The organism is Rhodoblastus acidophilus (genome assembly GCF_025961575.1).
Lineage (GTDB): Bacteria > Pseudomonadota > Alphaproteobacteria > Rhizobiales > Beijerinckiaceae > Rhodoblastus > Rhodoblastus acidophilus_C.
On record NZ_JAOQNX010000026.1, the window covers coordinates 39,151 to 50,877 of the forward strand.

An 11,727-nucleotide genomic window follows, 5' to 3' on the forward strand; every position below is an offset into this window, starting at 1 on the left:
TCGCCGCGCGTCGCGGCCCAAAATCTGTTTCGCGCTGGCGCGAAGGTTCAGCGGTACGGCGCGTCGGCCGCGATGTTGCGCGCGATCTCGCGCTCCCACATGGCGCCGTTATCGAGCAGGCGCTGCTTGTCGTAATAGAGCTCCTCGCGCGTCTCCGTCGCGAATTCCGCGTTCGGCCCCTCGACGATAGCGTCCACCGGACAGGCTTCCTGACAGAAGCCGCAATAGATGCATTTGACCATGTCGATGTCGTAGCGGGTGGTGCGGCGGGTGCCGTCATTGCCGCGCGGCTCCGCCTCGATGGTGATCGCCTGCGCCGGGCAGATCGCCTCGCACAGTTTGCAGGCGATGCAGCGTTCTTCGCCGTTAGGATAGCGGCGCAGCGCATGCTCGCCGCGATATCTGGGCGATTGCGGGTTCTTCTCGTGCGGATAGTTGATGGTCGGCTTCGGCTTGAGCATATAGCGGAACGCCAGGAAGAAAGCTCCGAAGAACTCCTTCAGGAACAGGCTTTTGATTGCGGCGGTGATTTGCATCAAACCAAACCTCACTGCGCGGCAAAGCCGGCGAATTGCAGCACACCCGCGACCAATATGACGGCGGCGAGCGACAGCGGCAGGAAGACCTTCCATCCCAGGCGCATCAGCTGGTCGTAGCGGTAGCGCGGAACAAAAGCCTTCACCATTGCGAACAGGAAGAAGAACCAGGTGAGCTTCAGCACGAACCAGATCACGCCGGGCACCTGGTCGAGATATTCATTGTGGAACGGTGGCAGCCATCCCCCGCAGAACAGGATCACCAGCAGGGCGCACATGGTGATGATCGCCACATATTCGCCGAGCATGAACAGCAGATAGGGCGCGGACGAATATTCGACCATGAAGCCGGCGACGAGTTCGGATTCCGCCTCGACCAGATCGAAGGGCGGACGATTGGTTTCCGCCAGCGCCGAGATGAAGAAGATCACGAACATCGGGAACAGCGGCAGCCAGTACCAGCCGAGCATGCCCCATTGCGTGTCCTGCGCCTTGACGATGTCGTTGAGGTTCAGCGAGCCCGCGCAGAGCAGCACGGTGATGATCACAAAACCGATCGAGACTTCGTAGGACACCATTTGCGCGGCGGAGCGCAGGGCCGACAGGAACGGATACTTCGAATTCGAAGCCCAGCCGCCCATGATGATGCCATAGACGCCAAGCGACGAGATGGCGAAAATATAGAGAATGCCGACGTTGAGGTTGGCGATGGCCCAGCCGTCATTGACGGGGATCACCGCCCAGGCCGAGAGCGCCAGCGCCGCCGTGACCAGGGGCGCGATCATGAACACGCCCTTGTTGGCCGTGGTCGGGATGATCGGCTCCTTGACCATGAACTTGATCATGTCGGCGAAGCTTTGCCAGATGCCCCAGGGCCCGACGACATTCGGACCCTTGCGCAGCATCACCGCCGCCCAGATTTTGCGGTCGGCCAGCAGGTAGTACGCGATCGCCGTCAGGCCGAGAATGATCAGCAGCAGGCTTTTGGCGACGATGAGGAGGAGCGGGAGCAGGGTTTCCATCATGTCCTCCTCATTCCGCCGCTTGCTTCAGCGCGCCCTTGGCGAGCGCGGAGCACTCGGCCATGACTTTTGACGCGCGCGCGATCGGGTTGGTCAGATAAAAATCGGTGATCGGCGAGACGAAAGCCGCGCCGCTCAGCGCGCCCGCCGGCAGCTTTGTCAGAGCGCCCGCATCGGCCTTCTCGATCTCGTCGATCTGCGCCATATGCGGCACAGCCTTGTTCAGCAGCGCGCGCAATTGCGCCAGCGAGTCGAACGGCAGCGTCTTGCCGAGCACAGCCGACAGGGCGCGGAAGACAGCCCAATCCTCGCGGGCGTCGCCGGGCGGGAAGCCGGCGCGGTCGGTCAACTGGACGCGTCCTTCGGTGTTCACGTAAAGCCCGGATTTTTCCGTATAGGCGGCGCCGGGCAGGATCACATCGGCGCGATGCGCGCCGCGGTCGCCATGGGTGCCGACATAGACGACGAAGGCGCCGGGCTCGACGTTGATTTCATCGGCGCCGACCAGGAACAGCAGGTCGAGCGCCCCGGCCTTGGCCATGGCGGCGGCGGTCAAACCGCCCTCGCCCGGCACAAAACCAATGTCGAGCGCGCCGACGCGCGAGGCGGCGGTGTGCAGCACCGAATAACCGTTCCAGTCGCCCTTGACCGCGAGCTTGGCGGCGAGCGCGGCGATGGCCGCGCCATCCTCGCGGGCCAGCGCGCCGGCGCCGACCAGGATCAGCGGACGCTCAGCCTTGGCCAGAACCTCGCCGAAACCTTCGCCACGGGCGACCTTGGCCAGCGCGTCGGGACCGGCGCCGAGATGCTCATAGGGATAGGTAAGGTCGTGCGGCTCGCCGATGACGGCGATGTGAAAATCCCCTGCCCGCCAGCGGCGGCGGATGCGGGCGTTGAGCACCGGCGATTCCCAACGCGGGTTCGAGCCGATGATCAACAGCGCGTCGGCAGCGTCAATGCCCTCGACACTGGCGTTGAACAGATAGGACGCGCGCCCGTTCTTCGGATCGAGCTTGGCGCCGTCCTGACGGGCGTCGATATTCTTCACGCCCAGCTTGTCCGCAAGCGCCTTGGCGGCGAACAAATCCTCGACCGACGACAGGTCGCCGCCGATGAACCCAGTCTTATCAGGCGAAGTCGCCTGAACCTTGGCGGCGATGGCGCCAAAAGCTTCGGACCAGCTCGCCGGACGCAGGCGCCCGTTCTCGCGCAGATAGGGACGATCAAGCCGTTGCAGCTTCAAGCCGTCGACGCTCTGGCGGGCCTTGTCGGAAATCCATTCCTCGTTCACCGCATCGTTGATGCGCGGCAGGATGCGGATGACTTCGCGGCCGCGCGTGTCGATGCGGATATTGGCGCCGAGCGCGTCGGAGACGTCGACGCCCGGCGTCTTGGTATATTCCCAGGGACGCGCGCGAAAATTCTGCGGGCGCGGCAGCAGCGCGCCGACCGGGCAGAGATCGGTGACATTGCCCTGCAATTCCGAGCGCATCGCCGATTGCAGATAGGTGGTGATCTCCGAATCCTCGCCGCGGCCGATATTGCCCATGTCGGAGGTGCCGCAGATTTCGGCGGTGAAGCGGACGCAGCGCGTGCACTGGATGCAGCGGGTCATTTCGGTCTTCACCAGCGGACCGATATATTTGTTTTCGACCGCGTTCTTGTTCTCGGTGTAGCGGGAGCGGTCGCGGCCGAAGGCCAAAGCCTGATCCTGCAGATCGCATTCGCCGCCCTGGTCGCAGATCGGGCAATCCAGCGGATGGTTAATGAGCAGGAATTCCATCACGCCTTCGCGCGCCTTTTTCACCATCGGCGAATTGGTGAACATTTCCGGCGGCTCGCCATTCGGGCCGGGGCGCAGATCCTTGACCGACATGGCGCAGGAAGCGGTGGGCTTGGGCGGGCCGCCCTTCACCTCGACCAGGCACATGCGGCAATTGCCGGCGACCGACAGCCGTTCATGGAAACAGAAGCGCGGAATCTCCTTGCCGGCGGTTTCCGCCGCCTGCAGCAGCGTGTACTCCGCCGGGACATCCACTTCGATCCCATCGACGATGATTTTCGCCATGTTTCTTCCCTTTGCGCCGGACGCGGCGGGGTTATCCGCACGCCGGTCCAGCTCCGAACCGTTTTTCAGGATGCTTTAACATCGGGCGCGCCGATGCAAGAACCCCGCCTTTTGGGCGCCTTTTTGCCTATTGCGCCGCCACCTTGACCGCGTCCTTGTCGGCGCGGGCGGTGTAAGAGTCGATCCGCGCCTCGATCACCGGGCGGAAATGATTGATCAGCCCCTGGATCGGCCAGGCCGCGGCGTCGCCCAGAGCGCAGATGGTGTGGCCCTCGATCTGCTTGGACACGTCGAACAGCAGGTCGATTTCCGACTTTTGTGCACGACCTTCGACCATGCGTTGCATGATCCGATACATCCAGCCGGTGCCTTCGCGACATGGCGTGCACTGGCCGCAGCTCTCGTGCTTGTAGAAATGCGAGAGTCGGGCGATCGCGCGGATGATGTCCGTGCTCTTGTCCATGACGATCACGGCCGCGGTGCCGAGGCCGGATTTCAGCGCCGACAGAGAGTCGAAATCCATGGGCGTGTCGATGATCTGATGCGCCGGCACGCAACGCACCGAGGAGCCGCCGGGGATCACCGCCAACAGATTGTCCCAGCCGCCGCGCACGCCGCCCGCATGCTTGTCGATCAGCTCGCGGAACGGGATCGACATGGCCTCCTCGACATTGCAGGGCTTGTTGACGTGCCCGGAAATGCTGAAAAGCTTGGTGCCGGCATTGTTCTTGGCGCCGAACGAGGCGAACCAGGCCGCGCTCCGCCGCAAAATGGTCGGCGCCACCGCAATGGATTCGACATTATTTACGGTGGTCGGGCAGCCGTAGAGACCCATATTGGCGGGGAACGGCGGCTTGAGCCGCGGCATGCCCTTCTTGCCCTCGAGCGATTCGAGCAGCGCGGTCTCCTCACCGCAAATATAGGCGCCGGCGCCATGATGCACAATCACATCAAAGGGATAGCCGTGGACATTGTCCTTGCCGATCAGCTTGGCGTCATAGGCCTGGTCCACCGCCGCCTGCAGGCGCTCGCGCTCCCAGATGAATTCGCCGCGCACATAAATATAGGCGGCCGACGCCCCCATGGCGAAGCCCGCGACCAGACAGCCCTCGACCAGCAGATGCGGGTCGTTGCGCAGGATTTCACGGTCCTTGCAGGTGCCGGGCTCGGATTCGTCAGCGTTGACGACCAGATAGGACGGCCGCGCCGGATCGGGCTTGGGCATGAACGACCATTTCAGACCGGTCGGGAAGCCGGCGCCGCCGCGCCCGCGCAGACCCGAGGCCTTCATTTCCGAAATGATCCAGTCCTTGCCCTTTTCAATCAGGCCCTTGGTGTTGTCCCAGGCGCCGCGCTTTTTCGCGCCGGCGAGGCCCCAATCGCCATAGCCGTAAAGGTTCTGGAAGATACGATCCTTGTCCTGAAGCATCGTCTTCTCCTTACTTGCCCGGATGGGCCGGCTGCGCGGCGGCGGCGGGGTCGCTCAGCGGACCGCTCTTGCCATCGGCGCCATAGAATTCGGTGAGCGCGGTGAGGCCGCCCAGCGGCTCCGAGCGGTTGCGGCCGTTCTGCGGGCCAACATGGGTGGGACGGCCGGCGGCGAGATCGTCGAGCAATTTGGCGAAGGATTCGGCGGTCAAATCCTCGTAATAATCGTCGTTGATCTGCACCATGGGCGCGTTGCAGCAGGCGCCCAGGCACTCGACCTCAAGCCAGGAGAACAGGCCGTCGGCGGTGACATGGCGCTGCTCGCCGATGCGTTTCTGGCAGACCTCGATGATCGCGTCGGAGCCGCGCAGCATGCAGGGCGTGGTGCCGCAGACCTGGACGAAAAATTTGCCGACCGGCTCCAGGTTGAACATGGTGTAAAAGGTCGCGACCTCGAGCACGCGGATGTAGGGCATGCCGAGCAGATCCGCGACCTTTTCGATCGCCTTTTGCGGCAGCCAGTAATCATGCTGCTTCTGCGCCTGCCACAAAGCGGGGATCACGGCGGAAGCCTGACGGCCCGGCGGATATTTGGCGATCTGCCTGTCCAGCCACGCCTTGTTCTCCGGCGTGAACTCAAAGCTGTCGGGCTGCTGCTCGGCGAGACGGCGGGCGCTCATGATTTCTTTCCATTGGATTCGCGCAGGTCCTGGATGACGACATAGGCCGTGACGGCGAGGCCGCCGAGGAGGATGCCGAAATCGGATTGCGGCTGGATCAGCGGCGCGCCGTTCACGGCCCGCCAGAGGATGAGGACGAGAATCGCGGAGCCGAGCCCGCTGACGAGAAAGCGCGCGTTCTTTCGCAGGGAGTCCAGAACCGTCATCGGTCGACCTCGCCGAACACGATGTCCTGCGCGCCCAAAATGGCGGAGACGTCGGCGAGCATATGGTTGCGGCACAGCAGGTCCATGCCCTGCAAATGGGCGAAGCCGGGCGCGCGGATCTTGCACTTATACGGCTTGTCCGTGCCGTCAGAGACCAGATAGACGCCGAACTCGCCTTTTGGCGCCTCGGTGGCCACATAGACCTCGCCTTCCGGCGTGCGGAAACCTTCGGTGAACAGTTTGAAGTGATGGATCAGGCTTTCCATCGACTGTTTCATCGCGGCGCGGCGCGGCGGGGTGATCTTGTGGTCAGGGACCAGGACCGGCCCCTGATTCTCCGCAAGTGAAAGCTTTTCGACACATTGGCGCATGATGCGCACGGATTGTCGCATTTCTTCAAGGCGCACGACCTGCCGGTCGTAGCAGTCGCCATGCTTGCCGACGGGAATGTCGAATTCCATTTCCTCGTAGCATTCATAGGGCTGCGCGCGGCGCAAATCCCAGGCGACGCCGGAGCCCCGCAGAACCGGACCAGAAAAGCCCCATTTCCAGCATTCTTCCGCGGTGAGCACGCCAATGTCGGCATTGCGCTGCTTAAAAATGCGGTTCTCGACGAACAGCGCTTCCAGATCGTCCATCAGTTTCAGGAACGGATCGAGCCAGGCGCCGATATCGGCGATCAAAGCCGGCGGCAGGTCCTTGGCGACGCCGCCCGGCCGGAAATAATTGGCGTGCATACGGGCGCCGGAGGCGCGCTCGTAGAACACCATGATCTTCTCGCGCTCTTCAAACCCCCAGACCGGCGGGGTGAGCGCGCCGACGTCCATCGCCTGCGTGGTGACGTTGAGCATATGCGAGAGAATGCGGGTCATTTCCGCATAGAGCACGCGGATCAATTGCGCGCGGCGCGGAACCGTGACGCCCAGCAGTTTCTCGATGGCGAGGACGAAGGAATGCTCCTGAGACATCGGCCCGCAATAATCGAGCCGGTCGAAATAAGGCACGTTCTGCAGATAAGTGCGCGCCTCCATCAGCTTTTCCGTGCCGCGATGCAGCAGGCCGATATGGGGATCGACGCGTTCGACCACTTCGCCGTCCAGCTCCAGCACCAGGCGCAGCACGCCATGGGCCGCCGGATGTTGCGGACCGAAATTGATCGAGAAATTGCGCATATTCTGTTCGGTCATCGTCCGCCTCAGATTTTCACTTCGACGCCGCTTTTCAGCATCTCGTCGCGCGCGGCGCTGAGCGCGCGCGGGATCACATAATCATTCATCAGGCGCATGTTTTCATTCAACCGCGCCACCAGCAACGGCATTTTGCGCACCACCTTGGCGCCCATGGGCGTCTGCTGGAAGGCGCGCAACGCCTCGAGCTCATCCGGGTCCATCGTCTCCAGCAAGGTGAGGACCGAGGCGCGCTCGATGGCGTCCACATCCTGCGTCAGCATTTTTTGCACGAAATGATCGACGAAGGCGGAGGCCTGGTCCTCGTTCAGTCCCGGATTGGCGACGCGCACCCGCTGGTTCACCTGCTGGGCGGCGAAGGGCGCGCTCTTGGTCACCAGCGCGCGGAGATCGAGCGTCCGGGCGTAGGCCTGCGCCGCTTCGACCGCCTGCGGCGAATACGCCTTGAGCTTTTCCGCATAGCTTTGCGCCGAATCCTGAGCCGACGCGGCGCCACCGAGGGCCAACGTCGCCAGGACCAGCAGGAGCGAAGCGGAACGGCGCATCATCAGCTCTTGGTCGCCTTCTCGTCGCCGGGAAGAGTGTGGGTCGCCGACTCCCAGGGGGACAGGAAGTCGAAGGATCGGAATTCCTGGTTGAGCTTCACAGGCTCGTAGACCACCCGCTTGCTCTCGTCGTCGTAGCGAACTTCGACATAGCCGGTGAGCGGGAAGTCCTTGCGCAGCGGATGGCCGTCGAACCCGTAATCGGTGAGCATGCGGCGCAGGTCCGGATGGTCCGCAAACAGCACGCCATACATGTCATAGGCTTCGCGCTCGTACCAATTGGCCGCGGGCCACACATTGACCGCCGAAGGCAACGGATTGATGTCGTCGGCCGCCGTCTTCACGCGAATGCGCAGATTGGCGGCGGGGTCGAGCAGATGCACGACCACGTCGAAGCGTTTTTCGCGCGCGGGAAAGTCCACCGCCGTCAGGTCGATGAAGCTGACAAAGCCGTTGTCGCGCAAATAAGTGAGCGATTCGATCCATTTGGCGGAATCGACGGTCACGCTCAGCTCGTCGAAGGCGAGCTTGGCGGACAGGAAGGCGGCGCCCAGGCCCGCCTCGATCTTTTCGGAGAGCGCCCGCAGGTTTGTGCGTAAAATCTCCGCATGGGTGTGTTCGACCGGAGGAGTGGCGTCCGTCATCTCGAAGTCCCTCGCCCGCAGGGGGGCGGAAATCTTGGTTTTGCGCACATTTTTCCCGAAAACCGCTTCACGCTTTTCGGCAATGCGCGCCGGATTTTAGCGTTCGATCGTGCCGGTGCGGCGGATCTTGCGCTGCAGCAGCATGATGCCGTAGAGCAGCGCTTCCGCCGAGGGCGGGCAGCCGGGCACGTAGATGTCCACGGGCACGATGCGGTCGCAGCCGCGCACCACCGAATAGGAATAGTGGTAGTAGCCGCCGCCATTGGCGCAGGAGCCCATCGAGATCACGTAGCGCGGCTCCGGCATCTGGTCGTAGACCTTGCGCAGCGCCGGGGCCATCTTGTTGGTGAGCGTGCCGGCGACGATCATCACGTCGGACTGGCGCGGCGAGGCGCGGGGCGCAAAACCGTAGCGCTCCACGTCATAGCGCGGCATGGCCACATGCATCATTTCGACGGCGCAACAGGCGAGACCAAAAGTCATCCACATCAGCGAGCCGGTGCGCGCCCAGTTGATCAGGTCGTCGGTCGCGGTGACGATGAACCCCTTGTCGGCCAACTGTTCGTTAATGGACAGGAAGGTCGGATCGTCGGCGCCGATCGGCTTGCCGGTGCGGGGATCGAGGATTCCGCGGGGCGCGGGCGCGATCAGTGTCGGCTGCGTTTCGCGCGTCAGTCCCATTCAAGGGCTCCCTTTTTCCATTCATAGACGAAGCCGACGGTGAGCACCCCGAGGAACAGCATCATCGACCAGAACCCGAAGGGGCCGATCGCGCGGAAGGCGACCGCCCAGGGGAACAGGAAGGCGACTTCCAGATCGAAGATGATGAACAGAAGCGACACGAGATAGAAGCGCACGTCGAACTTCATGCGGGCGTCGTCGAAGGCGTTGAAGCCGCACTCGTAGGCGGAGAGTTTTTCCGCGTCGGGCGCCTTGTGGGCGAGGATGAAGGGCGCGACGAGCAGCGCCCCAGAAAGCACTGTCGCGATGGCGATGAAGATCACCAGCGGCAGATAATCGTTGAGAACCGACATTTTTGTCCTCCCGCCGATTTTTGGCGCTCACCCCGAAACCATAAAGAATCGGGAAGGCGTTCCGGCGACAGTAGCTCAGTAGCAAGAGCCCTGCCACCGCCGCCCCTTTGGTCTCGTTCCGTATCTTAGTGCGACAATACGCGCAAGGTCGAAACGCGCGTCTAGGACTAAGGACGGGTCCGGGCGAACCACGTGACAGCGAAGTCGTTGGAATCGCGGAAGATTCAAAGATGATCAGCACGGAGCGGGCAAGCGACGATCGCGACCATTTGCCGCTGCGCCTGATATGGTGTCGCCATGGTGAAATGGCGAGAGAGACGGGGCTCGAACCCGCGACCTCCGGCGTGACAGGCCGGCGCTCTGACCAACTGAGCTACTCCCCCGCATGTCCGGCGCGCGTCAGTGACTTGCGTCGTGCGGATGGGTGCGAAGTAAGGCAGGGCGCGGTTCAAGTCAAGCGCCCTTGTGACGACTTTTTGATGGTTTGTGAAAATACTAGGCAAAGCCTGGCTTCCGCCGCGACGGATGCGGCGCAAGGATGGGAGCAATACCCCCGTTCGGACGCTCCGGCGCGTCGCAACGGCGAGAATCAGAGGGAATCGCGAGATCAACGCGTGGTGGTGGGCTGTCCCGGGCCATACCACCCGTGAGGAGAAAGCGGCGAGGTCGCGTTCAGCGGCGCGTGGAGCTGGGACGACGCCATAGGCACCGGCCAGAACGACAGGACGGGGCGCGACAGGCGAAAAGCCTGCCGGAGGCGTTCCCGGACAGCGCCGCTCAAACGGGGAAAAGGACCGTCAGAAAACCCGGCTGGCCAGATTCCAGCGCGCCATTTCCGACGACGTCACCATATGCAGCGTCGACGAGGAAATATGTTCGGCGGTGCGGATCAGGTCGCTGGAGACGCCCATGCGGGCGCTATAGGCCATCAGATGCGCGGCCATCGAGCCATTGTCGTAGCGGCGCACCACCGCGCCGCCATCGCCAAAAATGCCGGCGTCGGTGGTCTGGTTGGCGAACATGCGATGGATGCCGAGCGAACTGCCTTGCGGCGCCACGCGCTTGCGGCCGCCCATGAAGGCGTAGACGCAAGCCGACAGGCAATGGGCGGACAGGAAGCGCCCGCCCCGCCCCGAGGACGGCGAAAGCCGCGCCACTACGGTGGCCGCGCCGATTCGGCGGAAAATCTGCCCGAGCTCCATGGAGGCGACGACATAGCCGCCTTCGGAATTCAGGAACACGACGGTGCGCAGATCGCGATTCCCCGCGTTCTCCCGCAAAAAGGCCAGGAACTCGTGCGGCGTGGAATTGGTGATCTGGCCCTCCGCGACAATCGCCATGGGACAGCCGCCGCGGCAGCCGCCGCCGAGCGATTCGAGCCGGAACGTCATGGCCTGCGCATGGGTCGCGGCGAGCGCGCCGAAGGCGAGCGCCCCGAGCGCAAGGCGGGGTTGAGACATCATGCGCGCAACTCCGCCCCAGAAATTCGCCACGGAGACTCTCCAGATATGGTGGGCGGTGACGGTCTCGAACCGCCGACCCTCTCGGTGTAAACGAGATGCTCTACCAACTGAGCTAACCGCCCTTCGCGCCGGCTGCGGGCGCTCAAAAACGCTTTAGGACGCGCCACGCGCCCTGACAAGACTTTCGGCCAAAGAGATTAAAACCTTGCGAATGGGAACGCCAAGCTCCGCAACCGTGAGAAGCCCCGGAACGCTTGAGAACGCCCGATAGCAAACCCGAAAAAAAGCCTGGCGAATGTGGATTCGCCAGGCTCGAGAGATAACAAAACCTGACGAATCGCAATTCGCCAGGCTCGCAGTCCGAAAGCGCGTGTGACTTACTTGTTGACCAGCGTCTTGAGCTGGGCGCCGGGCTTGAAGCGCACGCTCTTGGAGGCGGGAATCGTGATCTCCTCGCCGGTCGCGGGATTGCGACCCTTGCCGGCGGCGCGCTCCTTGACCGAGAAGGTGCCGAAACCGACGAGGCGAACTTCCTCGCCATTCTTCAGCGCCTGCGAGATCGCATCGATCACGGCGTCGAGGGCGGCGCCGGCGGCGGCCTTCGAGGATTCCGTCGCTTCAGCCACCACGTCGATCAGTTCGGCTTTGTTGGTCATATGAAACTCCTGTCTCTGCGGCGCGCTCTCAGTCGCAACCTTATGTTCTCCCGGGCCGCTGTCCGGATGGAAGCTTGATCGCCGCCACGAAAAGCGCGCCGCAGGGCGCTGCTCGAATCGTAACCGGACGATGGCGCTACTTTTGATGCGAATCCGGGCCAAGGCAAGGGACCGGGCGGGAGATTCTCCAAAAAAACCCAGCAAAATCGGGCTTTTTAGCCCCTCGGCTTGCGCAAAGACAAAGGGCCGGAGCCAAAA

At 63.0% G+C, this 11,727-nt stretch carries 13 protein-coding genes and 2 tRNA genes; all 15 read right to left on the reverse strand.

The genetic code is table 11. From position 1 onward, the window contains the following. Positions 1-47: 47 nt before the first annotated feature. The 15 genes from nuoI to M2320_RS17445 all read right to left on the reverse strand — a co-directional run bounded on the left by nuoI (position 48) and on the right by M2320_RS17445 (position 11,673). A complete protein-coding gene (gene nuoI, locus M2320_RS17375; protein ID WP_425540670.1) occupies positions 48-536 on the reverse strand; it encodes an NADH-quinone oxidoreductase subunit NuoI in 489 nt (162 codons plus the stop codon). Positions 537-547: 11 nt separating this feature from the next. After that, positions 548-1,561: an NADH-quinone oxidoreductase subunit NuoH gene (nuoH, locus tag M2320_RS17380; protein ID WP_184424923.1), complete on the reverse strand. Its 1,014-nt coding sequence runs from the start codon at positions 1,559-1,561 to the stop codon at positions 548-550. 7 nt (positions 1,562-1,568) lie between these two features. Further along, positions 1,569-3,626 (reverse strand): NADH-quinone oxidoreductase subunit NuoG, encoded by a 2,058-nt coding sequence (nuoG, locus tag M2320_RS17385; RefSeq protein ID WP_264598366.1) that lies wholly within the window; start codon positions 3,624-3,626, stop codon positions 1,569-1,571. 127 nt (positions 3,627-3,753) lie between these two features. Beyond that, complete coding sequence (nuoF, locus tag M2320_RS17390; protein WP_264598367.1) at positions 3,754-5,055, reverse strand: NADH-quinone oxidoreductase subunit NuoF; 1,302 nt, start codon at positions 5,053-5,055, stop codon at positions 3,754-3,756. Positions 5,056-5,065: 10 nt separating this feature from the next. Beyond that, entirely contained in the window at positions 5,066-5,734 is a 669-nt protein-coding gene (gene nuoE, locus M2320_RS17395; RefSeq protein ID WP_184424917.1) for an NADH-quinone oxidoreductase subunit NuoE, read from the reverse strand. Then, positions 5,731-5,940 carry a hypothetical protein gene (locus M2320_RS17400; protein ID WP_184424915.1) on the reverse strand — a complete coding sequence of 70 codons (210 nt, stop codon included), beginning with the start codon at positions 5,938-5,940 and terminating at the stop codon, positions 5,731-5,733. Before M2320_RS17400 ends, nuoE begins: the two co-directional genes overlap by 4 nt. Continuing rightward, positions 5,937-7,127 carry an NADH-quinone oxidoreductase subunit D gene (locus tag M2320_RS17405; RefSeq protein ID WP_264598368.1) on the reverse strand — a complete coding sequence of 397 codons (1,191 nt, stop codon included), beginning with the start codon at positions 7,125-7,127 and terminating at the stop codon, positions 5,937-5,939. The genes M2320_RS17400 and M2320_RS17405 overlap by 4 nt, the downstream gene beginning before the upstream one ends. A gap of 8 nt (positions 7,128-7,135) precedes the next feature. Continuing rightward, positions 7,136-7,672 (reverse strand): DUF2059 domain-containing protein, encoded by a 537-nt coding sequence (locus M2320_RS17410; RefSeq protein ID WP_264598369.1) that lies wholly within the window; start codon positions 7,670-7,672, stop codon positions 7,136-7,138. Positions 7,673-7,674: 2 nt separating this feature from the next. Beyond that, positions 7,675-8,316, reverse strand: a complete 642-nt coding sequence (locus M2320_RS17415; protein ID WP_264598370.1) for an NADH-quinone oxidoreductase subunit C — start codon at positions 8,314-8,316, stop codon at positions 7,675-7,677. Positions 8,317-8,412: 96 nt separating this feature from the next. Then, entirely contained in the window at positions 8,413-8,997 is a 585-nt protein-coding gene (locus M2320_RS17420; protein ID WP_184424907.1) for a NuoB/complex I 20 kDa subunit family protein, read from the reverse strand. Continuing rightward, a complete protein-coding gene (locus M2320_RS17425; protein ID WP_184424905.1) occupies positions 8,988-9,350 on the reverse strand; it encodes an NADH-quinone oxidoreductase subunit A in 363 nt (120 codons plus the stop codon). Before M2320_RS17425 ends, M2320_RS17420 begins: the two co-directional genes overlap by 10 nt. A gap of 306 nt (positions 9,351-9,656) precedes the next feature. Beyond that, a tRNA-Asp gene (locus M2320_RS17430) sits at positions 9,657-9,733 on the reverse strand. Positions 9,734-10,147: 414 nt separating this feature from the next. After that, positions 10,148-10,813: a hypothetical protein gene (locus M2320_RS17435; protein WP_264598371.1), complete on the reverse strand. Its 666-nt coding sequence runs from the start codon at positions 10,811-10,813 to the stop codon at positions 10,148-10,150. A gap of 46 nt (positions 10,814-10,859) precedes the next feature. Next, positions 10,860-10,935 (reverse strand) — tRNA-Val (locus M2320_RS17440). A 255-nt stretch (positions 10,936-11,190) separates the two neighbouring features. Then, positions 11,191-11,673: an HU family DNA-binding protein gene (locus M2320_RS17445; RefSeq protein ID WP_319801449.1), complete on the reverse strand. Its 483-nt coding sequence runs from the start codon at positions 11,671-11,673 to the stop codon at positions 11,191-11,193. Positions 11,674-11,727 lie beyond the last annotated feature (54 nt).

Bases quoted from the DNA above. Each gene is read 5' to 3' on its own strand.
- M2320_RS17435 (WP_264598371.1), bottom strand. From the start codon at position 10,813: ATGATGTCTCAACCCCGCCTTGCGCTCGGGGCGCTCGCCTTCGGCGCG.
- nuoF (WP_264598367.1), bottom strand. From the start codon at position 5,055: ATGCTTCAGGACAAGGATCGTATCTTCCAGAACCTTTACGGCTATGGC.
- M2320_RS17425 (WP_184424905.1), bottom strand. From the start codon at position 9,350: ATGTCGGTTCTCAACGATTATCTGCCGCTGGTGATCTTCATCGCCATC.
- M2320_RS17400 (WP_184424915.1), bottom strand. From the start codon at position 5,940: ATGACGGTTCTGGACTCCCTGCGAAAGAACGCGCGCTTTCTCGTCAGC.
- nuoE (WP_184424917.1), bottom strand. From the start codon at position 5,734: ATGAGCGCCCGCCGTCTCGCCGAGCAGCAGCCCGACAGCTTTGAGTTC.
- M2320_RS17415 (WP_264598370.1), bottom strand. From the start codon at position 8,316: ATGACGGACGCCACTCCTCCGGTCGAACACACCCATGCGGAGATTTTA.
- M2320_RS17405 (WP_264598368.1), bottom strand. From the start codon at position 7,127: ATGACCGAACAGAATATGCGCAATTTCTCGATCAATTTCGGTCCGCAA.
- nuoI (WP_425540670.1), bottom strand. From the start codon at position 536: ATGCAAATCACCGCCGCAATCAAAAGCCTGTTCCTGAAGGAGTTCTTC.
- nuoG (WP_264598366.1), bottom strand. From the start codon at position 3,626: ATGGCGAAAATCATCGTCGATGGGATCGAAGTGGATGTCCCGGCGGAG.
- M2320_RS17420 (WP_184424907.1), bottom strand. From the start codon at position 8,997: ATGGGACTGACGCGCGAAACGCAGCCGACACTGATCGCGCCCGCGCCC.
- M2320_RS17410 (WP_264598369.1), bottom strand. From the start codon at position 7,672: ATGCGCCGTTCCGCTTCGCTCCTGCTGGTCCTGGCGACGTTGGCCCTC.
- nuoH (WP_184424923.1), bottom strand. From the start codon at position 1,561: ATGATGGAAACCCTGCTCCCGCTCCTCCTCATCGTCGCCAAAAGCCTG.